Raw genomic sequence first — 22,202 nt, forward strand, 5'->3', positions numbered from 1 at the left:
CCATCGCCGTTTTGCGGTCCGCCGGTTCGCTCCGCATTCTTCTTTTGACGGGACAAACCACGCTTCGATTTCCCCGATCCAGTCCGATTCCGGCACAACTTTCCGCCCTGGGAAACAATTCGCCGAGAGGGTCCGCGCCGCATAAACGCAGACCCTCTCCGGCTGGAAACGCAGCTACTGCTTGATCACCGTGCCGTCCAGCTTCCGGATCTCACCCCATCCGCCGTTCAGTCCGTTCGCGCTCTGTCTGAAGGGATACTTCGCCGCGGCCTGTTCGTCGATCTCGATGCCCCACCCCGGCTTTTCGTTCACCCACAGGTATCCGTTCTTCAGAACCGGGCAGCCGCGGAAGATCTCCTGCGTCGTCTCGTTGAAAGGCGTGTACTCCTGAATGCCGAAGTTGTAGCTGACAATATCCAGCGTCACATTGGCCATGTGCCCCACCGGAGAGACATCGCCCGGACCGTGCCACGCCGTCTTCACGCCATACATCTCGGCGAGAATCGCGATCTTGCGCGACGGCGTAAAGCCGCCCGCTTCGGAGAGATGCACGCGGATGTAATCGATCAGCCGGCCTTCGATCAGCGGCTGCCACTCGTGCGGACTGTTGAAGAGCTCGCCCATCGCAATCGGCGTCGCGCAGTTCTGCCGGATCTGCTGAAAGTATCCCAGGTCCTCCGGCGAGAGCGGATCTTCGAGGAAGAACATGTTGTACTGCTCCGCCTCCTTGCAGAACATCACCGCCTCGTTCGGCGTCAGGCGCTCGTGCATATCGTGAAGCAGATTGACCTCTTCGCCCAGCTCCTTACGCGCAGTCTCCAGCAGCTTCAGCCCGCGCCGCATGGCATAGGCGGGCTCGAACAGCGGCTTGTTGTGCAGCGGCTTCAGCGTGTGATCTTCGCCGTGCTGCGCGCCATAGCCCGCCATGCCCGGAACCCCCACCTGCACGCGCACATTGCGAAAGCCCTGGGCCATGAACTTCTTCGCGTTGTCGATTACCTCAGCATATTCGGCGCCGTCGGCGTGCGCATACGCGTCCACCGCCTCGCGGCACTTGCCGCCCGCAAGCTGATACACCGGCATGCCCGCCTGGCGGCCCTTGATATCCCACAGCGCCTGATCGATGCCGCTCAGCGCGTTGTTCAGCACCGGCCCGTTTCGCCAGTACGAGCTGTCATAGCAGGACTGCCAGATGTCCTCGATGCGGTCCGTCGTCTTACCCAGCAGAAACGGCTTGAGATACTTCTCGACCGCCGGCTTCACCAGATCGGCGCGCTGCGTGAAGGTCGCGCAGCCATAGCCGTACAGGCCATCCTGATCGGTTGTGATCTTCACCACTGTGAGCCGCGAGCCGGCCGGCTCGCATTCGATCACGCTGATGTCTTTGATACGCGGCAGCGGCATCGCGCGTGTCGCGCGCTCCACCTGCTCCTGCGCCTGGGTCATCCCCTGTACAAGCCGGGGAGCCAGACCGAGCGCGCATGCGCTCCCTGCGGTCTTCAGAAAATCACGACGCTGCAAAGCCAAATCCCTCTCCTTCTGCGACCAGATTGCAACCTCGCAAATTCTACCTGGAAATCTGCGCTCTCCGGCAGCCCGAACGGCGCGGATTCGTTTTTTCGAGTTCGTTGCCGAACTATTGTCTTTGCTGCCCGTAATGCGCAGGAAATTCAGCGCAGTCTTCGCAAAAACGCGCGCGCCTGTTCGGCCGCGGAGTTCCCGGCGGAAAAGACAGCGGAGATCACGGCAACCGAATCAGCGCCCGCCTCCCGCACCGACGCCGCATTCTCGAGCGTGATGCCGCCAATCGCCACCAGCGGCTTCGCCGTCAGCCTGCGCGCCAGCCGCACCCCTTCAAGACCGACCACAGGATCGGGATTCAGCTTGCTTCCCGTCGCAAAGACCGGGCCGATGGCGATATAGTCCACCGGCTCCGCATCGGCCTGGAGCAGCTGCTCCTCGCTGTGTGTGGAGACGCCCACGATACATTGCGCACCGGCCATGCTCCTCACCGCTGCAGGGGTCATATCCTCCTGACCCACATGAACGCCATCGAAGCGTGTCTGCTGCAGCAGCATCGCACGGTCGTTCAGGATCAGCCGCATCGCCGCCGGCGCGGCCTCGCGCATCGCCAGCGCCTCTTCCAGCACCTCGGCATCGGAGTCCTGCTTGTTGCGGTACTGCAGCAGCTCCACGCCGGCATCGGCCAGCTCCTGCATCAGACGGCGCAAAGACTCACGCCGGCCGCCGTCGCGAGGAAGTGCGAGCTGCGCATCGAGAATCGGATAAAGAGAAGGAAACTTCTGCGGAGAGGTCACTCCTGCGAGTGTAAGATGCGCCGCGCCGGCAGGCCAAAGCACCGGTTGCGCAAACTTCTCCGCGCGTGCACGCTGATACTCATGCCGGAGCTGCCCGATATCTCCGCTTATCTCACCGCGCTTGCGCCGCGCATTGTCGGAAAGCGTCTGGAACATGTGCGCATCGCCGGCATCACCCTGCTGCGCACCGCGCAGCCGCCGGTAACCGATGCCGAAGGCCGCTCCGTGCGGGAGCTGCGCCGCATCGGCAAACGCATCGCCATCGGCCTCGACGGCGATCTCTGGCTCGTGCTGCACCTCATGATCGCCGGACGCCTGCACTGGCGCACTCCCGGCGCGAAGCTGGCCGGGCGGCAGAGCCTCGCCGCCTTCGATTTCGCTGACGGCTCGCTGGTACTCACCGAGGCAGGAACGAAGCGCCGCGCCTCACTGCACGTTCTGCAGGGCGAGGACGCGCTGGCCTCCGTCGATCCCGGCGGCATCAACGTCTTCACCGCCAGCCTCGACAGCTTCCGCTCCGCGCTCACCGCGGAAAACCGCACCCTCAAGCGCGCGCTCACCGATCCGCGTCTGCTCAGCGGCATCGGCAACGCCTACTCCGACGAGATTCTGCACGCCGCGCAGATGTCTCCCGTCACCCTGACCCATAAATTGAAAGCGGAGGAGTGGCAGCGCCTCTATGACGCCACACGCGAGACGCTGCAGCTCTGGATCGACCTCCTGGGCGATGAAGCGCAGAGCGCCTTTCCCGAGAAGGTCACCGCATTTCGCAAAGAGATGGCCGCGCACGGCCGCTATGGCCAGCCCTGCCCGCGCTGCGGCCAGCCGATCCAGCGCATCCGCTACGCCGACAATGAGACGAATTACTGCGCGCAGTGCCAGACCGGAGGAAAAGTGCTCGCCGACCGCAGCCTCTCGCGCCTGCTCGGCTCCGACTGGCCGCGCACACTCGATGAGCTGGAGGCGCTGAAGCGCAGGTGACGACCCTCTCCTGCGCTCCGCCTGTACTGTCTTTTAATTCGCCGCCGCCGACAGGTTAAGCGTCATCTGCGAGCCGCTTTCTAGGTCGATATTCCGCCCCGAGGCATCGAGCGCCGTGGTCGAGCCGGCACCGGCCCCGCTGCTGAAGGTCACCCCCGGCAGATTGCCGACCGGAATCCGGTTCAGACCCAAAGCCGTCGTCGACCCTGCGCTGCCCGCCGCCGATCCCGCTGCTGCTCCCGTGGCACGCAGGCCGCTGTCGGCCGCTCCGGCCGTGGTCTGCAGCGCCCCATCAGCGGTCGAGCCCGCCGCTCCGGCGGTATTCGACACCAGACCACCCGTAGCGTGAGCCGCTCCGCCCAGCGCGCCGCCACTGCCGCCGCCCATCCGTCCGGCTCCGCGCATGCTGCCACCCGCCATCTCGCTGCTGCCCGAGCCCATCCCGTCATCGGAGCCCTCGGCGGAAGCTGCCACCGTCGGGACCGACAGCGAGGTCAGCATGGCATGCACCGGAATCTGACGTCCGTCATGCATCACGGCATGGTCGAATGCGAAGGCCAGATGGGAGGCCCCGTGACGGCCCTCCTTCGCCTGGACTTCGGTCACCTTCCCGATCAGCCGCGAACCCCGCGGCAGCCTCGTGCCGTCCGACAGCCGCGTCGAATTGGTGGTGCGGGCGGCGACCTCGTCGCCCACCTTCGCGTTCTTAGTGTCGATCTTCTTCGTCAGCTCGGCTGAGACCTGGGTCGATTCTTCGGCAGCCGTCGACGCCGAAGCACCCGTCTGACCTGCGCCGGCCGCAGCCGAGCCCTGCGTCTGAGCGCCGGCAGAGGCTGTCTGTGTCCATGCGGGAGCGGAAAGGGTAGTGAGAGTAAGGATCGCTGCGGCATACAGGGGAAGACTGGCTTTCATACGTTCATCCTCGCGGAAAGTATTCGGGAGCTTCATGATAAGGCTCCCTGTCTGCCCGCTGGGAATCCATACTCTGCGCCGGAGTTGTCCCTGGCCGCCGATTCTTCCCCCATGGGTAACGTGTGGCCGGGAGATCACGAAAAGGCGAAGCCGCCGGCAAGGCAGAGAACGGCCCACGCCGGCTCAACGACGAAAGATACACGTATCCCTCGTCTCCGCCTTCCATGCATTCAGTCTTTGAATCGATTTAGCGTCTAACTGTACGGAATCGGGGCGGACGGCGCCTGCGACATCCGCTTCTCTTCACAGACATGGCAGGACTGCAGCCGTGTCTTCTCCTTTTTAGTGCGAAACGTGCCGACCACATGCAGGCAATGGGGGCAAAACAGAATGGAAGCTTCGGCGATCATCCGTACGGGGGGCAGATGAGTCGGCCGGGCATGCAGGGTCTTGACCGAGGGAATCATCGCTTTCTCCTGAGGTGAGAGTTGCGACTGGCTGTTCGTTCAAATACTCCGCGGAAGAGCCTGCTGCCGATGCTTTCGGGAAGGAACAGAAGCTTTGCCGCGGATACTGGCTTACTTACGGTGTTGTCAGTGTAGATGCAATTTAAATGGATTACGCTTTCTTTGTAAAAAATTTGTTGTCGGTTTCATGCCGTCCAAAACTTCGCAGCCCATCCCTTCCAGCTTTTTCCATAGAAAAGAGAAAGGTAAGCGTAGCCCAGCTACCGGCCCATGCAGTAACGGCCTGATCGTTTGACTTAGCAAACTGGTTACTGGTCATCTTCCGGTCTGTATCCTGCCCTGGAGCTCTTAGTAAAAGCTCCTGCCCGGCTCTTAAAGATTTTTAACGGCTATCCGATAAGTTCCACAGGATTTATTGGATAACTCTTATGCTGCCCGAAACCCCGCCCGACGTACTGATCGCCTCCGCCGATGCCGAAACTGTCCACCTTCTTTCCGCTCTTCTTGATTCGATGCAGTGCCCGGTGGAAGTGATCTCCGACGGCATGGACGCCCTGCGGCGTCTGAACGGCGAGCAGCCCCCCCGCATCGCGCTGCTCGATATCGACCTGCCCTCCATGGGCGGAATCGAGATTCTGAGCGAGCTGCGCCGCCGCGAGGAGCAGCGCAGCACCTGGGCCATGCTGATGAGCGAATCGGTCGACCTGGGCGCGGTGCGCACCGCCACCGACGCCGGAGCCGACGACTTTCTGCTCAAGCCCGTCGACGAGATCGACCTGCGGGTGCGCATGCGCGTGGCTGAGCGGGTACAGGCGCTGATGAGCCAGCTGCAGCGCGAGGCCGCTTCGGTCCGCTTTCACGCCACGCACGACAACCTCACCGGCACATGGAACCGCGAGGCCATGCTGAGCCTGCTCTTCCGCGAGACCGACCGCGCCCAGCGCATGAAGACGCCTCTGGCGATGATGCTTCTCGACCTCGACGGCTTTTCGCAGATCAACCTGGACTTCGGCTACGAATCCGGCGACCGCGTGCTGCAGGAGCTGGGCGCCCGCTTCCGCCGCTTCCTGCGCAGCTACGATCTGGTCGGCCGCTGCGGCGAAGATGAGTTTCTTGTCGCCCTGCCCGGCTGCACCACCGCCGACGCGCAGCAGATGGCGAAGCGCATCACCCATGCCGTGCTGAAGAAGCCCTTCCCCGTGCAGCGCGATCTGGCCACGCTGACGGCCAGCATCGGCATCGCCGGCAGCCGTGGACGCTCTCCGCTTGTGGTGCTGCGCGAGGCCGAGCGAGCCCTCGCGAACGCCAAGCTCAGCGGCAAAAACTGCATCCGCGTCTACTCACCGCCCGAGATAACCGAGGCGCCGGCGTCCGATATACCCTCCCGCCCGGCGGCGGAGCCGGTCCGGATGCGCATCTCGCCGGAGCTTTCCGGCGGCATCGTCTCCTGAAAAGAAATCCCGGCCATCGCGGCCGGGATCTGCGCTTCTTCCTGTCACTCACCGCAGCTCAGTCGTCATCGTCGCGGTCTTTGCTGCCGCGGTCGGCGGGATGCAGCAGCATCGCCGGCACCGGCTTATCACCCATCGCATCCTTCCACAGAATGACGTTGAGCTTCTGCGTCGGCGCGCGGTCTTCATGCGTGAAGTCCATGCGGCTCGACTCCTTCGCCCCCGGCGAGCGCGGCGTGTTCGCCGTGTAGATCAGGCCGTTATCGCGGTTGCGGTAGTCGGCGTCGAAGGCCGGCTGATTCCCTGCTCCGCCGAAGAGCGGCGCAATCAGCGGCGCAAAGGCGTCGTTGTTGTTCATCGGTGGCACGCCCAGCAGGTCTTCCATGGTGCGCAGCACGCTCACCGTCGTGTAGAAGTGGTGATCCACCACCGGCTGCTCCGCGCGCGGAGAGTACTTGCTGATCACCAGAGCGATCGAGCGATGCGCATCCACGTGGTCGGCTCCCGCCTGCGCGTCGTCTTCCAGGACGAAGAAGGCTGTGTCGTCCCAGTAAGCGCTGTGCGAGATGGCGTCGACGGCGCGGCCTACCGCCAGATCGTTGTCGGAGACCGAGGCCTCCGGTGTCGGCGAGCCCGGACGGGTTCCGGCCGTGTGATCGTTCGGCAGGCGCAGCATCACGAAGGCCGGCATCGTGTCGTGGCCCTCCTGGCGGTCCGCAACCCAGCGCCGGAAGTAGCTGAGAAACTCATTGACGCGAAGCTGATCGGGAAAGCTCAGGTTGAAGTCCGGATACTGCGGATCGAAGTGGCCTTCGAGCTCCGGCTTGGTCGCGACATTCTTATAGATCAGCGGAATCGGCCAGGGATATTTGCTGACGCCTCCGCCGTAATTGGCCGGAATCGCCTCGCCCGTATGAATGAACGGGTGCGGGCAGAAGTGCGTCGGCTCCGGCGTGCCCTGCAGCGGCGACGGCGTCTTTGGAGCCTCGCCGGAATCGTCGCAGAACTTTGTCGAGATGAATTCACCGAAGTGATAGAGCGATTTGCCGTGGCGCGCCAGGTCGGTCCACAGATAACCGCTGGCCGGCTCATCGATATCGGGAATGTGCTCGAGTAGCGGATAGCCGTTTTCGACCACTCCCTCAAAGTCATACGTGCGCTCGCGGCCGCGATAGGCCTGCTGCCAGTCGCGCTCCGTGTAATCGCTGGTGATGGCGGCCGTCGACCAGACGTGCCCGTCGCCTGAAACTTCGCCGGAGTCGTAGAAGTTATCCAGCACGCCGAACTGCTCGGCCAGCTTGTGCAGGTTGGGCGTCATGTCGCGCCCGTACATCGTCAGCGACGCGTCGCCGTCCCCCTCCTTCAGATCGCCGAAGATCTGATCGTAGGTGCGGTTCTCTTTGATGATGTAGATCACGTGATGAATCGGATGGCCGCCGCTCTCAAACTCGATGTGCTTCTGCGCCGCGTTCATCATGTTGCTGGCGACCGTCTGGCGCGTCAGCTCCTTCAGATCGCCCTCCGCCGCGCTCAGATCGATCGAGGCCAGCGAGCCATGCAGCAGCGTGGCGATGTAGGTGTGCGGACGATGCAGGCGGTCGGAATGCCCGGCTACCGGATGCGCCGGAGGAGGCTGCGGTGCGGCGTTCGGCCCGGTGCTGCGCGACTTTGCCGTCGCTACATACAGATGATCGCCGTTCACAGCCACCGCTGTCGGATACCACTCCGTGGGAATAAACCCTTCGGCAAAGACCGGCTTCTTCACTGCAAGGTCCACCGGAACGTGAAAGACCGCCACGGCATCGGAGCCGGAGTTGGCGGCATACAGCATACGTCCGTCCGGCGAGACAGCGACCGCGTCCGGCATCGCTCCAAAGAAGGTCTGCCCCGGCAGGCGCGTATCGAAGATGCCCGCAAGCCGCATCGTTTCGCCGTCCAGCCGGATGGCCGCGACCGCGTCGCGATTGGCCAGCGCCACATAGATATGCTTTTCATCCGGGCTGAAGACCATATCGACCGGGTGCGAGCTGGGATCGACATCGTGCGCCGGAGGCATCAGCGCAATCCGGCCGGCGACTTTGCCCGTGCGCAGGTCGAGCTCCGCCACCGCCGAGCCGTTCCACAGCGCGACATACGCGTGGCGGCCATCCCGCGCAGCCAGCACGGCGATGGGATACTCCGACGGCACAACCGGACCGCGGGCCAGGTCGAAGCGCTTGTCGATCTTCCCCGAAGCGGCGTCGACGAGCAGCACATCGTCGGAGAACTCATCGGCGACCAGGATCTTCTCCGCGCCGGAGTCATCCTTCAGCACCGCGAGGCCGGTCGGCACCGGAATCGCCGTGTCCGTCCCCATCTGGTCCGCTCCGTGCTTCTGCGTGCGGCCGGCCTCCAGATGCTGCAGCGGAATCGGAATCAGGCGCTCCGGCGTCAGCACGCCATCGGAAAAGCCGTATACCGCAATCGCGTTGCCCGTATGGCCGGCGTCCCCGCCGTTGGGGCTCGAAAGCGAATCGAAGCTCGCATACAGGTGGCGGCCATCGGTCGAGAAGGCGACGCCGGAGTACATCGTCTGCGGCGCATTCACCAGCGTGCGCGCATCGGGATTGTCCGTCAGCTTTCCCGTCGAGGCATCGAGCACCGCGATCGACTGCTGGTAGCTCGACTCAGCCGTGCCGTAACCGGCGTTGATCAGCGCCAGCCAGCGATGATCGGGCGACCAGGCCGCGTGCATCGGCAGACTGTTCATCTGCTGCGGCGATCCTGGAACCGGCGGCAGAATCTGCTTGCTGGTGGGCAAAGGAATGGACTGCGCCAGGCACAGGGTCGCGCAGGCAGGGACAAGGAGGAGAGCCAGTTGCCGCAGATTCATCATCTCCATCTTCCGTGCAGCACATTATCAGAATGTAAAGGCCGGCGCTCCGCGATTCTTCCGGGGAAAAAATCTCTCCACCGCATGCTCGCCTTCGGGCAAAATCCGGCATTTCCGGGGTCATTTCGCGCTTTCGGGGCCGTTCCGGGCGGTGTTCCTCCGGCTTACAAAAGTGTTACACGTGCGCCGCCACCCCAACTGTTAGGGTTTTAAAAGAGAGATCCCCCGCACAAGGACCTGCCCACCCATGCCCGTTGAACTGCTTGAAACCACCTCCGTCGCCGATACCGCTGAACAGCCCGCCGCGCACAGCGCAGGCAGCCGAGCTTCGGCAAAGGCTATGCCCACGCTGGGGCGCAAAGCGCAGAGCGGCAGCGTCAGCTTCATCACCACCTTCTTTATGGTCGTCTTTCATGTCGGGGCCATCGCGGCGCTGTTCATGTTCACCTGGAAGGCGCTGATCCTCTCCGCCATTCTCTGGGTCTTCGCGTCCAACATCGGCATCGGCATGTGCTATCACCGTCTGCTCACCCACCGCGGCTATCACGTGCCCAAATGGCTGGAGTACATCATGACGGTGGGCGCCACGCTGTCGCTCGAGGGCGGGCCCATCTTCTGGGTCGGCATGCACCGCATCCATCACCAGCTCTCCGATCATGAAGGCGACCCGCACACGCCGACCGAGGGCGGCTGGTGGGCGCACATCGGCTGGATCATCTGCGGCGTCTCCCTGAATGCCGAGACCACGCTGATGTCGCGCTACGCTCCCGACCTCGCGAAGGACAGATTCTACGTCTGGCTCAGCAAGTATCACTGGATTCCTCTCGCCATCTCCGGGCTCCTGCTGCTGGCCATCGGCGGCTGGTCCGCCGTGATGTGGGGCGTCTTCCTGCGCGTCACGCTCGGCCTGCATGCCACCTGGCTGGTCAACTCCGCGACCCACATGTGGGGATCGCGCCGCTTCCCGACCCGCGATCACTCCCGCAACAGCTGGTGGGTGGCGCTGCTCACCGGCGGCGAAGGCTGGCACAACAACCATCACGCGCACCCGGTCTCCGCGCGGCACGGCCTGCGCTGGTATGAGGTGGACGTGAACTACTACGGCATCTGGCTGCTCAAGCGTGTCGGCCTCGCCCGCGACGTCCGCGTTGCGCAGTACGACCCGAGTAACCCAAAGCCTGCCGGGGTAGCCTGAACCCCTCCATAGCTGAGAAAATCGAGTACCCCATGTCCGCCCGGGCATGGGGTATATTTCATTCCCTGACCACAGCGACGCTCATGCGCATCACCGGCCGAAGACGGAACATGATCCTGTTCATCCTGCTCGGCGTCTGCCTGGTGGGCGTGGCCATCGCGCTGAACGTGGGCTGGGTGGTGCTCAACTGGCGCAGGCTCGCGCCGCTGGCCCTCGGCATCCCCTTCTTCATCCTGCTCATTGTGGGTCTGGTGCTCAATACCATCTTTCTGGTGCGCGAGGTCCGCCGCAACGAACGCCACGACAGCTTCATCAATGCCGTCACGCACGAGCTGAAGACGCCCATCACCTCCATTCGCCTTTATCTCGAAACCCTGCAGCGCCGCCAGGTCAGCGAGGAAACGCGCGAAGAGTTCTACCGCACCATGCTGGCCGACAGCGACCGCCTGCTGGCCACCGTCGAGCAGGTGCTCAAAGCCGGTGAAGTAGGGCAGCGCTCCCGATCGCAGATCCGCATCGCCGTCGATATGCATGCCCTCACCGAAGAGTGCGTGCGCACCGCCATCACCCGCTATCATCTCGACCCTGCTTCCATCACCCTCCACAGCGAAGGCCCTGCCCGGCCGCTGGTGGTGCGCGGCGACCCCGACGATCTGCAGACCGCGCTGATGAATCTGCTGGGAAACGCCGTCAAGTATTCACCGGAAAAGCTCGAAGCGCAGGTCAGTCTGCGCCTCGAGCACGACACCTGGGTGCGCATCAGCGTCACCGATCAGGGCATCGGCATTCCGCCCGCGCATCTGCGCCGCATCTTCCGCCGCTTTTACCGCGTGCCCACCCGCAGCGTGCTGCGCACCAAGGGCACCGGCCTCGGACTCTTTCTGGTGCGCACCATCGCGCGCCAGCACGGCGGCGATGCCTTTGCCGAAAGCGCCGGCGAGGGGCGCGGCGCCACCGTCGGCCTGCAGCTTCCCCGCCTGCTGGTGCAGACTGCAAACAAGGAGAAGCGGTAAGCCGCGCTATGGAAAAAATTCTCATCGTCGAAGACGAAGCGCATCTGGCCCAGGGGCTGCTCTTCAACCTGCAGGCCGAAGGCTACGAGGCGCAGGTCGAAAACGATGGCGAATCCGCGCTGGCGGCGCTGAACAGCGGCGAGCACTACGACGCTGTCCTTCTCGACGTGATGCTTCCCGGCAAAAGCGGCTTTGAAGTCGCCGCCGAGCTGCGCGCTCAGGAGAACTTCATCCCCATCCTTTTACTCACCGCCCGCAGCCGTCCCGAAGACGTGGTGCTCGGCTTTGAGTCGGGCGCAGACGACTACCTGCCCAAGCCCTTCGATCTCTCCGTGCTGCTCGCCCGCCTCAACGGCCTGCTGCGGCGCATGTCCTGGCATGCTGTGCCGCACGCGGCGGAGAGCCCCGCAGACAGCGCTTCCCTGCCGCAGGAGACCGCCGAGCCGGGAGACTTCCTCTTCGCCGGACGCCGCATCGACTTCGACTCCCTCGAGCTGCACGCTCACGAGCGCGTCGTCCATCTCACTCTGATGGAAGCCGATCTGCTCCGCTATCTCGTGCAGAACCGCGGGCGTATCGTCTCCCGCAAAGAGCTGCTCGAGCAGGTCTGGCACGTGCACGAAGACACCGACACCCGCGCCATCGATAACTTCATCGTGCGCCTGCGCCGCTACCTCGAAGACGAGCCCGCCTCTCCGAAATATCTGCAGACCGTGCGCGGAGTCGGCTACCGCTTTCTGCCCGAAGCCGAATAATCCGGAAGATCTCCCATCAAATCCCCTCGCTGAGTCCTTTTGCACGCTCCCGTCATCTATACTCAATATAGGGGGTGGGGGTATATGAAGGAAGTTACGCTGCGAATCGAAAACATGCACTGCGGAGCCTGTGTGCGCCGCGTCACCCAGGCGCTGGAAAGGGTGGAAGGGGTAAAGGTGGAAGAGGTTCGCATCGGCGCAGCCCGTGTGGAAGCCTCGGAACACCGGCCAGCCGCGGAGATCGTAAAGGCCGTCGAAAGGGCCGGATACGCCGCCTTCGTCGAACAGTAAAAGCGCAGCCGAAATCACACAACCGGAAGGGATCGGTCTCATGGCGATTGCCGAAAAAACTGCGGGGAAGGAAGAGGCGCTCATCCTGCCGGTCTCCGGCATGACCTGCGCCGCCTGCCAGACGCATGTGGAGCGGGCGCTGCGTGAGACGCCGGGCGTGCGCGAGGCCAGCGTCAGTCTCATGACGCATTCGGCCCGCGTCGTCTTCGATCCCTCCGTCGCACCGCCGCAAAAGCTCATCGAAGCCGTGCGCGAAGCCGGCTATGAGGCCGATCTTCCCAGGGAAAACGCATCCGCTGCGAGCCATGGGCACGAGCACTCCGAGGAGCCTTCCCTCAAATGGAAGGCCATCGCCACGCTCGTCGCCGGCGCGGCGGTCATGGCCGCAGGCATGCACAGGACGCCCTTCGCGGCGTGGCTGCCGGAGCGAGCGCTCGACTTCATAACGCTCACCATCACCACGGTCCTTATGGTCTGGGCCGGCGGACTCATCTACAGCCGCGCCTGGCGTGCCGCACTGCATCGCAGCACCAACATGAACACGCTGGTGGCGCTCGGTACCGGAGCGGCCTTTGTCTACTCCGCCGCAGCCACGCTCGCCCCCGGATACTTTCACCGGCACAGCCTCGCCGCCGGCTCCTATTACGACTCCGTTCTGCTGATCCTCGGCTTTCTGCTGATCGGGCAGTGGCTCGACGCACGCGCCAAACGCCGCACGCTCGATGCCCTGCATGCGCTGATGAAGCTCGAGGCGCAATCGGCCCGCGTGCTGCGCGATGGCCGCGAGGTTGAGCTGCCGCTGGCCGAGGTGGTTCCCGGAGACATCGTCATCGTGCGCCCCGGCGATCGCATTCCGGTCGACGGCCTCATCCTCTCCGGCAGCACCTCGGTCGACGAGTCGCTGATCACCGGCGAATCGACGCCTGTGCTGCGCGCTCCGGGCGACCGCGTCATCGGCGGCTCGCTCAACTACGAGGGCGCGCTCGAATACCGCGCCACCTCGATCGGCGCCGACAGCGTGCTCGGGCAGATGATGCGCCTGATGGAGCAGGCGCAGTCCTCGAAGGCGCCCATGCAGCAGCTCGCCGACCGCGTCAGCGCCGTCTTCGTGCCCATCGTGCTCGGGCTCGCCGCGCTCACCTTCGCCGTGTGGATGATCTTCCCCGCCGCACATACCGGAGCCGACGCCGCCCGCGCCCTGGCCGTGGCCATCACCGTGCTCGTCATCGCCTGCCCCTGCGCCATGGGTCTCGCCGTGCCCGCCGCGCTTACCGTCGCCGTAGGCCGCGGAGCGCAGCTTGGCGTGCTCTTCAAGGGCGGGGAAAGTCTGGAGCGGCTGGCGCGCGTCGATACCGTCGTCTTCGACAAGACCGGAACCATCACCCTCGGCAAACCCGGGGTGACCGCGCTGTATCCCGCTGCCGGAGTGAGCGAAGCCGATCTGCTGACGGCGGCTGCGGCCATCGAACAGCGCTCCGAGCATCCCATCGCGAAAGCCATCGTGCAGGCGGCCCTCGAGCGCCGCCTCACGCTTCCCTCCGTTCAGAACGTGACCGCAGCTCCCGGCCGCGGCGTCCACGGCTTCACAGACGGTCATCAGGTCGCGGCGGGCAACGCCGCCTTTGCCCGCGAGCTCGGCGCGGAAATTCCGGAAACCGCCGGCACTCCCGCAACGATGCAGGGAACAACTCCCGGAGCCACCCGCGTCTTCGTCTGCCAGGATGGCCGGTACCTTGGCTCCATCGAAGCAAGAGACACGCTTCGTCCCGACGCTGCCGAAGCCGTCGCAAAGCTGCAAAAAATGGGCCTGCGCGTCGTCATGCTCACCGGCGATACCCGCGACGCGGCGCTCACGGTCGCCGCCTCGGCAGGCATTGACGAGGTCTTCGCCGGACTGCTCCCCGATCAGAAGCTTGAAAAGATTCGCGAGCTGCAAAGCTCCGGCCGGCGCGTCGCCATGATCGGCGACGGCATCAACGACGCCGCCGCGCTCGCCCAGGCCGATGCCGGCATCGCCGTCGGCACCGGAGCCGATCTGGCCCGCGAGGCCGGCGACGCCATCCTGCTCAGCGGAGAGCCGCTGCAGATGGTGCGCGCGCTGCTGCTCGCCCGCCAGGCCGTGCGCGTCATGCGGCAGAACCTGGGCTGGGCCCTCGGCTACAACGTCGTCGGCATCCCCGTCGCCGCCGGTGTGCTCTGGCCCGCCTTTGGAATCCTGCTGAGCCCGGCCATCGCCGCCGCCGCCATGGCGCTCAGCTCCGTCAGTGTGTTATCCAACAGTCTGCGCCTCAGGAGCTTTGAGCCCCAATGACCACACGGACCACCCCCCGCTCGACAAACTCGCCCGCCAAACCTGCGGCCGCGTCCGACCCATGCGCCTGTCCGGTACAGGGCCGCCGCGCCGTCGGTGTCGATCCCGGCATCAAGGCCGCGGTCTCTCGCCGTCTGGCGCGTATCGAAGGACAGATTCGCGGCCTCGAGAAGATGGTCGATGAGGAGCGCTACTGCGCCGACGTGCTCGTGCAGATCTCCTCCGTGCAGGAGGCGCTGCGCGGCGTCAGCCGTCAGCTGCTGGAAAACCACCTGAAGCACTGCGCCACCGACGCCATCCGCCGCGGCCCCGAAAGCGCCGAGGCCATGTACGGCGAGCTGCTCGATCTGGTCTATAAGCACGCCCGCTGAGGGCTCCGGCTTCCCGCCCGCGGATCGCTCCGGCACGTTAAACTGAAAGCTGGACTGAAGTCAGTGCGGATTCTTACCCGGTACATCCTCAGAGAAGTGCTCTCGCACGCGCTGATCGGCGGCGTGCTCTTCACCTTCGTGCTCTTCATGCGCGATCTCGGCCACCTGCTGGAGCTGGTGGTGCGCAACAGCGCCTCGCTGGGCAGCGTGCTCGAGATCTTCGCGCTGATGATGCCGAACTTCTTCACGGTCACGATTCCCATGTCCGTGCTGGTCGGCATTCTGCTCGGGCTCAGCCGTCTCGCCGCCGACAGCGAAATCACGGCCATGCGCGCCTCCGGCATCGGCGTCTGGCGCTTCGTCGGCATCGTCGGTCTGGTTGCCGTTGCGGCCTGGGGCGTCGGTCTTGCCAATACGCTGTACTTCGCGCCGAAGTCCTCTGAAGCCATGATCCGCCTCGAGACCTCGCTGGCCAATGCGCAGGCTTCGTACGAGGTGCAGCCGCACGTCTTTTACGAGGACTTCAAGAACTACGTCCTCTATGTGCAGGACGTGCGCGCCGCCGCGGGCGCGGCGCAGTGGCACCAGATCTTTCTCGCCGACCTCTCCAATCCCTCCGCTCCAAAGATCACCACCGCCGACCGCGCCACCGTCATCGACGGGCCGAACCAGACCGTAACCATGCGTCTGCGCGACGGCACCGAGCATCAGATGGACGCCACGCGGCCCAACGATTATGAGGTCTCCACCTTCGCGCAGACCGACCTGCCGCTGCAGGCCGGCTCGCAGGAAGACGTGCATCTGGGCCGCAGCGATAAGCCGATTCTCGCCATGTCGAACAGCGAGCTGCTCGAGCGCTCCCACCGCAAAGGGGGCAAGCCGTACCTCATCGAGCTGAACAATCGCTTCTCCTACCCCGCCGCCTGCCTGGTGCTGATGCTGGTCGCCGTGCCGCTGGGTCTCTCCTCGAAGCGCGGCGGCAAGAGCGCGGGCTTCGTGCTCACCATCGCTCTTGTCTTTATCTATTACTTTCTCTCCTCCACCGGAACCGCTCTCGCCCGGCAGAACAAGATCCCCGTCGGCGCCGGTGTCTGGATGGCGAATATTCTCTTCGCCACCTTCGGCATTCTTCTCCTGCGTGAGATGTCGACCGGCGGCTCGATGCTGACCGCCATCAACTCTGCCGGAAGCTGGTTCCGGGTCCGCGCCAGGCAGGACGAAGCCACCGTCGCCGCGCCCGCGCAGCCGGAGCGCGTCCGCGTCACCCGCGGACGCTTCCCGCTCATTCTGGACGAGTACGTCATCCGCCAGTTTCTGGCTACCTTCGCGCTGGTGCTCTCCACCTTCGTGATGCTGATGCTGGTCTTCACCTTCTTCGAGCTGCTCGGCGACATCATCCGCAACCGCACGCCGCTCGTGACCGTCGGCGACTACCTCATCAACCTCACCCCCAGCATGATCTACCTGATCACGCCGCTCAGCGTGCTCATCGCCGTGCTCGTGGTCTTCGGCATCATGAACCGCACCAGCGAGCTGACCGCCATGAAGGCCACCGGCATCAGCCTCTACCGCATCGTCGTGCCGGTTCTGGTCATCGCCGCCGTCCTCGCGACCTCGCTCTTCATGTTCGACGAGCTGTATCTGCCCAAAGCCAACCGCCGGCAGGAGGCGCTGCGCAACATCATCAAGGGCAAGCCCGCCCAGACCTTTGAGCACCCCGGCCAGAAGTGGATCTTCGGACGCCAGCAACCGGGAAAGCCCGGCCGCATCTTTTACTACGAGTACTTCGACTCCGACAGCGACACCTTCGGCAACGTGACCGTCTTTGAGTTCAACGCGAACAGCTTCACCCTCTCCCGGCGCATCTTCGCCGCGACCGCGCACTGGGAGCCGCGCGTGAACACCTGGGTCTTTGAAGACGGCTGGACCCGAACCTTTACCGGAGACGAGGTGCAGGACTACCGCCCCTTCGCCGTCAGCACCTTCCCTGAGATCCAGGAGCAGCCGCAGTACTTTAAAAAGGAGACGCTGCAGTCCACCGAGATGAGCTTCAGCGAGCTGCGGCGCTACATCCAGGACCTGCGCCAGAGCGGCTTCGACACCATGCGCCTGCGCGTGCAGCTCAATCACAAGATCGCCTATCCGCTCATCACGCTGGTGATGGCCGTGCTGGCCATCCCCTTCGCCATCTCCATGGGCAAGCGCGGCTCGCTCACCGGTGTGGCCGTCGCCATCGGTCTCGCCGTCGCATACTGGGTCTGTTCCGGAATCTTCGAGGCCATGGGCAACGTCAATTTACTACCGGCCTTTCTGGCCGCCTGGTCACCCGACCTGCTCTTTGCGCTGGCAGGCGGCTATCTGCTTCTGCGAAGCTCTACCTGAGGACACACGGAACGATGCTTGCCAAACTGAAACCGCTGCTTCCCTATATGCGCCGCTATCGGCGCAGCTACGTGCAGGGCGGCATCTCCATCGTTCTCAGCAATGCGATCTGGGTTGCCTTTCCCTGGGTCATTCGCGCCGCCATCGACGATCTCAACTCCGGCGTCACGCAAAAGAAAATCCTCTTCTACGCCGCGCTGCTCGTCGCCATCTCCGCCTCCAAAGGCGTCTTTCTCTTCCTTACCCGCTGGATTCTGATCGGCATCTCGCGCGACATCGAGTTCGATCTGCGCAACGATCTCTTCCGCCAGCTTGAAAAGCAGCCGCCCGAGTACTACCAGCGCAACCGCACCGGCGACATCATGGCCCGCATGACGAACGACCTCAGCGCCGTGCGCATGCTGCTCGGTCCGGCCATCATGTACAGCGCCAACACCATTCTCTTCTCCGCCGGAGCGCTCTACTTCCTGCTGCGCATCAGCCCCTTTCTTACGCTGACGGCGCTGGCTCCGCTGCCGCTGGCCAGTATTCTCGTGCAGGCCATGGGCCGCAAAATCCATGAGCGCTTCGAGCGCATCCAGGCCATGTTCTCCGACATCTCCGCCCAGGCGCAGGAGAACTTCTCCGGAGCACGCCTCGTCCGCGCCTTCGCCCAGGAAGAGGCGCAGATCGCGGCCTTTGAAAAATCCAATAAAGAGTACATTCGCCGCGGTCTGCGCCTCGTGCAGCTAATGGGCATGCTGTGGCCCACGCTCGAATTCATTCTCGGCCTCGCGATGGTCATCGCTCTGCTCGTCGGCGGCCATGAGGTGCTCACCCACCGCATCTCCGTCGGCGACTTCGTCGCGTTTACCACTTACATGATCATGCTCACCTGGCCGATCATTGCGCTGGGCTGGGTGGTCAATCTCTTCGAGCGCGGCACCGCATCGGTCACGCGCATTCACGAGCTGCTCATTCAGGAGCCGACCATCGACGACCACAGCGCCGACGCCTCGCTCGATCGGCAGCCGATTCACGGCGAGATCGAATTCCGCAATCTGCACTTCGCCTACGATGCCAGCGTGGCCGGCGATCATCGCGGCGCCGAGGTGCTGCAGGGCATCTCCCTTCGCATCCCCGCCGGCAGCAGCCTCGCGCTGGTCGGCCCGACCGGAGCGGGAAAATCGACGCTGGTCAGCCTCATTCCGCGCCTTTACGACGCGCCCTCCGGCACCGTGCTCGTCGACGGCATTCCCGCAGACCGCTATCCGCTCGACACGCTCCGCGCCGCCATCGGCTTCGTTCCGCAGGAGACCTTTCTCTTCAGCCAGACCATCCGCGACAACATCGCCTTCGGCGTGCCGAACGCGGCGATGCAGCAGATTCTCGACGCGGCGCAGGCCGCGCACATCCGTGAAGAGTTCGAGCTCTTTCCCGAAGGCTTCGAGACCCGGGTCGGCGAGCGCGGTCTCACCCTCTCCGGCGGACAGAAGCAGCGCAGCGCGCTGGCCCGCGCCCTGCTGCGCAACCCGCGCATCCTCATCCTCGACGACGCGCTCGCCAGCGTCGACACCTGGACCGAGGAACAGATTCTCGAAGAGCTGCGCCGGCTAATGGTGGGCCGAACCACGATTCTGATCTCGCACCGCGTCTCGACCGTGCGCCACGCCGATCAGATCGCAGTGCTGGTCCACGGCAAAATCGCCGAGCTGGGCACACACGAAGAGCTGCTGGAGCGAGACGGCTACTACGCCGATCTCTGGCAGAAGCAGCTTCTCGAGGAAGAGCTCGCCGTCACCAGCTGATTCGCTGCGGAGATACGCACCGGAGCCGGATTCGGAACATGCTTTATGCCGTCCAGGCGGAAGACTCCGCCGCTTCGACGCCGGACTCCACCGGAACGAGGACCGGCACCGCCGGGCGCGGCGGCGGCGGCTGTGCGAACTGTCTGCGCACCTCCGGGTCCTGCGCCACCTGCTGCCATGCCTCGCGGACATTGCGGATACACCTGATCGCTTCGAGCAGCCGTTCGGCCGAAGCCAGACGCGACCCTTCGAGACAGAGCGCAAAGATCACCGCGTAAAACTCTGAGAGCGATTGCGCCGGTCCTCCCACCTCCATCCGCAGCCGCGACTGCAGATGCATGAGAATATCCAGGGTCCGCTTCATGGCGATGCGCCTCTCACGCACATTGCCCTCTTCGATGGCCCGCACGCCGCGAAAAAGAAACCGGACCATGCCGTCGTAGAGCGCCACCACCAGCTCTACCTGGTTCATTCCCGCGACACTCTTCTGCTGATAGCTGCTGTTCTCCATCGGGATCAGTTGTTGCCGTTCTCGTTGTAGCCGGTGATGGCGCTGTAAATCTCGTTGATGTTATCGAGCTGCTGCGGAATCTCGGTCAGCGTGTAATTCGCCAGGTTCAGCTCCGTGGTCAGCTGCGACTGCTGTGCGCTGATCGAGACGTTTTCGTTGCTGATCTCCGCGTTCAGCGTCGACTCTTCCGTCGAATTCTGCTGCAGGAACTCATAGACCAGCCCGCTCGGAGCATTGTTTCCGATGTTGCTGATCACGGTCGAAAGGTTCCCGCCAAAGGAGGTGAACGACCCGCTCGGCTCGAAGAAATTGACCACGTCGCTGTAATTGCTGTTCAGCTCGCTGTTCAGCGTGTCGGTATCGAGCGAGAGCGTGCCGTCGTCGTTGACGCTGATGCCGAGCTGGGTAATCGAGGTGATCGCTCCGCTGGTCTGAGTAAAGTCCAGCGCCTGCTCGATGTCCTCCTGCAGCGTGGCCGTCAGCGAGTTGCCGTACAGCGGCTCGGGGTTGCCGCTGGCGTCGTCGCCCTCCTGCTGGTTCAGATCCTGCAGCACCGTGTTGTAGGCGCTCACAAAGGTGCTCACCGCCGTCTCGACCGCGGAGTTATCGTTGGTGATCTCCACCTGCACCGTTTCGCTCGGCGCGGCGCTGAGCAGCTGAAAGGTGACGCCCTGAATCGCCGTCGTCACCGTGTTGGAAGCGCTGCTGAACGAGGCGCCGTCGACCGTCAGCTGCGCATCCGCGCCCGGCTGCGACTGCGTGAAGCTGATCGCTGTGGAGCTGGTGCCGTCCTCGACCGTGCTGCTCACGCTCAGATCGCCCGCCACGCCGCTGGTGCCGCTGACCAGCGACAGCCGCGAGCCGGAGGAGTCCGTAATCACGTTGGCCGAAAATCCATAGTTGCCGCCGTTGATGGCGCTGGCCAGCGTGCTCAGCGTGTCGCCGCCGGCGTCGATGGTCTGCGTGTTTCCGTTCACCGTGACCGTCAGCTGCCCGGAGAGCGTATCGCCTGCGCTGGCAGTCGGCAGCGTCGTGCTTACAAACGAAGAGGTCTCAGCCAGCGAGGTCACCACTACCGTGTGCGTCCCGGCCACGGCATTGCTCGACGCGGAAGAGAGCTCCAGCACACTGTTGTCGGAGCTGGAGCCCTGCTTACCGGAGAGCACGCCCTCGAAGTCGGTGAGCGACTGGAGCGCGTTCGAGAGCGTGCTGATATCGCTGCCGATGCTGCTCACCGCGCTGTCCTGCGATTCCAGCAGGCTGAGCTGATTCTTCCACGGCGTCTCGATGGACTGCAGGTTGGTCACCATCTGACTGACGGTGGAGCTGACATCAAAACCCTGACCGCTGGTCGGGCTGCCAAACGAGATTCCGACAATTCCCATAGCTGCTCTATCGTCGCCATCGCGGAAAACCTTGAATGGCGCTCCCTCTGCTGTGCTCAGCCTGCAGTCGGCGGACCGGAAAGAGACTTCCGATTCTTAGCGAATCCTCAGCAAAATGCAGAAAGGCGGAAAAACAGAAAGGCAGAGAGGCCGTTTAGCCTCCCTGCCTTTGCCTTGCCGCTCCCGGTTACTGCGGGAGCCCGGTAACTTCCGGTTACTGCAGGAGCTTCGTGACTTCCTGCTGTGCGCTGTTGGCCTGGGCCAGAGCGCTGATGCCTGCCTGGTTGAGGATCTCGAACTTCGAGAGGTTGGAGGTTGCGGTTGCGTAGTTGGTCGCGATCACGTCGTTTTCGGCCGACATGGTGTTGGTCGACTCCGTGCTCTCGACATTCGAGACGGCCTGCAGCTGGTTGATGTCCGCACCGGCCGTGCCGCGTGAAGCCGCCACGGTGGCAATCGCCGTCGTGATCAGGCCTTCTTCGGTCTGCGCCTCCGCGCTGGTGGTGAAGCCGGCTGCGGTCAGACCCAGGGTCGCCGCAGCGGTTGCGCCCAGAGCCGTGGTGTCATACGACTGGCTCAGCGTGCCGTCGGAGGTATAGACATTGGCCGCCTTCGTGAAGACATTCAGACCGTTGTACTCCGTATCGGTGCTGATGTCGGTGATCTCGGTCTGGATGTTCAGATACTCGGCATTGGCCGCCGTGATCTGATCGCTGTTCAGCGTGCCGTTGCCGGCTTCGGTCGACAGCGTGACGGCGCGGTTCAGCAGGCTGGTGATCTGCGACAGCGCTCCGTCGGCCACCTGCAGAAAGTCCACGCCCTCATCGGCGTTGTTGGTCGACTGCGTCAGCGCGGTCGAGGAAGCGGTAAGACCGTCGGCCAGCGAGAGGCCCGCGGCATCGTCGGCGCCGGAGTTGATGCGCTGTCCGGAGGAGAGCTGCTCGAGCGTGTTCTGCAGGCCGAGCTGCGTGTTGTTGAGATTGTTGGAAGCGTAGACCGCTGCGATATTGTTCAGGACACCCAAAGACATATCTTCCGTTCCTCGTTTCGTTTGATTTCCGGTGTTTGTTCCGGGCTCCTTCTTCCGGGTGCCTGACCGGTACAAAAGCGCGCTGCTCCGTACCGGGTCACCGCTTTGACAGGAACCACGTTGCCCACTGCCTTCATCGGCAGCCTCCACAGGCGCTTTACCGGCGCCCT

General features: G+C 64.0%; 18 protein-coding genes. 10 read left to right on the plus strand and 8 right to left on the minus strand.

Features of this window, described 5'->3' with window-relative positions; all coding sequences use genetic code 11:
- Nucleotides 1-174: 174 nt before the first annotated feature.
- On the minus strand, nt 175-1,527 hold the full coding sequence (locus tag D0Y96_RS02745) for an enolase C-terminal domain-like protein (protein ID WP_117297785.1): 1,353 nt from the start codon (nt 1,525-1,527) through the stop codon (nt 175-177).
- 143 nt (nt 1,528-1,670) lie between these two features.
- Nucleotides 1,671-2,360, minus strand: coding sequence for a thiamine phosphate synthase (gene thiE, locus D0Y96_RS02750; protein ID WP_158562146.1), 690 nt, complete (start codon nt 2,358-2,360; stop codon nt 1,671-1,673).
- A gap of 3 nt (nt 2,361-2,363) precedes the next feature.
- Between thiE and D0Y96_RS02755 the strand changes: the two genes are divergently transcribed.
- Nucleotides 2,364-3,299: an Fpg/Nei family DNA glycosylase gene (locus D0Y96_RS02755; RefSeq protein WP_252263394.1), complete on the plus strand. Its 936-nt coding sequence runs from the start codon at nt 2,364-2,366 to the stop codon at nt 3,297-3,299.
- Between the two features lie 33 nt (nt 3,300-3,332).
- Here the strand turns inward: D0Y96_RS02755 and D0Y96_RS02760 are convergent, their stop codons facing one another.
- Nucleotides 3,333-4,211: a hypothetical protein gene (locus tag D0Y96_RS02760; protein WP_147324894.1), complete on the minus strand. Its 879-nt coding sequence runs from the start codon at nt 4,209-4,211 to the stop codon at nt 3,333-3,335.
- Nucleotides 4,212-4,465: 254 nt separating this feature from the next.
- Entirely contained in the window at nt 4,466-4,678 is a 213-nt protein-coding gene (locus D0Y96_RS02765; protein WP_117297788.1) for a hypothetical protein, read from the minus strand.
- A 428-nt stretch (nt 4,679-5,106) separates the two neighbouring features.
- On the opposite strand from D0Y96_RS02765, the gene D0Y96_RS02770 reads away from it, so the two are divergent.
- Nucleotides 5,107-6,129, plus strand: coding sequence for a GGDEF domain-containing response regulator (locus tag D0Y96_RS02770; protein WP_117297789.1), 1,023 nt, complete (start codon nt 5,107-5,109; stop codon nt 6,127-6,129).
- Between the two features lie 58 nt (nt 6,130-6,187).
- Here the strand turns inward: D0Y96_RS02770 and D0Y96_RS02775 are convergent, their stop codons facing one another.
- A complete protein-coding gene (locus D0Y96_RS02775) occupies nt 6,188-9,004 on the minus strand; it encodes a beta-propeller fold lactonase family protein (protein WP_252263395.1) in 2,817 nt (938 codons plus the stop codon).
- A gap of 244 nt (nt 9,005-9,248) precedes the next feature.
- Between D0Y96_RS02775 and D0Y96_RS02780 the strand changes: the two genes are divergently transcribed.
- The 8 genes from D0Y96_RS02780 to D0Y96_RS02815 all read left to right on the plus strand — a co-directional run bounded on the left by D0Y96_RS02780 (nt 9,249) and on the right by D0Y96_RS02815 (nt 19,106).
- Nucleotides 9,249-10,196, plus strand: a complete 948-nt coding sequence (locus D0Y96_RS02780; protein WP_117297791.1) for an acyl-CoA desaturase — start codon at nt 9,249-9,251, stop codon at nt 10,194-10,196.
- A 110-nt stretch (nt 10,197-10,306) separates the two neighbouring features.
- Nucleotides 10,307-11,209, plus strand: coding sequence for a sensor histidine kinase (locus tag D0Y96_RS02785; RefSeq protein ID WP_252263396.1), 903 nt, complete (start codon nt 10,307-10,309; stop codon nt 11,207-11,209).
- 8 nt (nt 11,210-11,217) lie between these two features.
- Nucleotides 11,218-11,964, plus strand: a complete 747-nt coding sequence (locus D0Y96_RS02790; protein ID WP_117297792.1) for a response regulator transcription factor — start codon at nt 11,218-11,220, stop codon at nt 11,962-11,964.
- Between the two features lie 84 nt (nt 11,965-12,048).
- Nucleotides 12,049-12,255 carry a heavy-metal-associated domain-containing protein gene (locus D0Y96_RS02795; protein WP_117298026.1) on the plus strand — a complete coding sequence of 69 codons (207 nt, stop codon included), beginning with the start codon at nt 12,049-12,051 and terminating at the stop codon, nt 12,253-12,255.
- 40 nt (nt 12,256-12,295) lie between these two features.
- Complete coding sequence (locus D0Y96_RS02800) at nt 12,296-14,566, plus strand: heavy metal translocating P-type ATPase (protein WP_117297793.1); 2,271 nt, start codon at nt 12,296-12,298, stop codon at nt 14,564-14,566.
- A complete protein-coding gene (locus D0Y96_RS20565) occupies nt 14,563-14,937 on the plus strand; it encodes a metal-sensitive transcriptional regulator (RefSeq protein WP_117297794.1) in 375 nt (124 codons plus the stop codon). Before D0Y96_RS02800 ends, D0Y96_RS20565 begins: the two co-directional genes overlap by 4 nt.
- A gap of 63 nt (nt 14,938-15,000) precedes the next feature.
- Entirely contained in the window at nt 15,001-17,319 is a 2,319-nt protein-coding gene (gene lptG / locus D0Y96_RS02810) for an LPS export ABC transporter permease LptG (protein ID WP_117297795.1), read from the plus strand.
- Nucleotides 17,320-17,333: 14 nt separating this feature from the next.
- The gene (locus D0Y96_RS02815; RefSeq protein WP_117297796.1) at nt 17,334-19,106 is read left to right on the plus strand and encodes an ABC transporter ATP-binding protein; all 1,773 of its coding nucleotides are present in this window, start codon (nt 17,334-17,336) and stop codon (nt 19,104-19,106) included.
- 43 nt (nt 19,107-19,149) lie between these two features.
- Here the strand turns inward: D0Y96_RS02815 and D0Y96_RS02820 are convergent, their stop codons facing one another.
- The 3 genes from D0Y96_RS02820 to D0Y96_RS02830 all read right to left on the minus strand — a co-directional run bounded on the left by D0Y96_RS02820 (nt 19,150) and on the right by D0Y96_RS02830 (nt 22,032).
- On the minus strand, nt 19,150-19,617 hold the full coding sequence (locus tag D0Y96_RS02820; RefSeq protein ID WP_117297797.1) for a flagellar export chaperone FliS: 468 nt from the start codon (nt 19,615-19,617) through the stop codon (nt 19,150-19,152).
- A gap of 5 nt (nt 19,618-19,622) precedes the next feature.
- Entirely contained in the window at nt 19,623-21,002 is a 1,380-nt protein-coding gene (gene fliD, locus D0Y96_RS02825) for a flagellar filament capping protein FliD (RefSeq protein ID WP_117297798.1), read from the minus strand.
- A gap of 214 nt (nt 21,003-21,216) precedes the next feature.
- Nucleotides 21,217-22,032, minus strand: coding sequence for a flagellin (locus tag D0Y96_RS02830; RefSeq protein WP_117297799.1), 816 nt, complete (start codon nt 22,030-22,032; stop codon nt 21,217-21,219).
- Nucleotides 22,033-22,202: the final 170 nt, after the last annotated feature.

The sequence above is a fragment of the Paracidobacterium acidisoli genome (assembly GCF_003428625.2).
In the GTDB taxonomy this organism is placed as follows: Bacteria; Acidobacteriota; Terriglobia; order Terriglobales; family Acidobacteriaceae; genus Paracidobacterium; species Paracidobacterium acidisoli.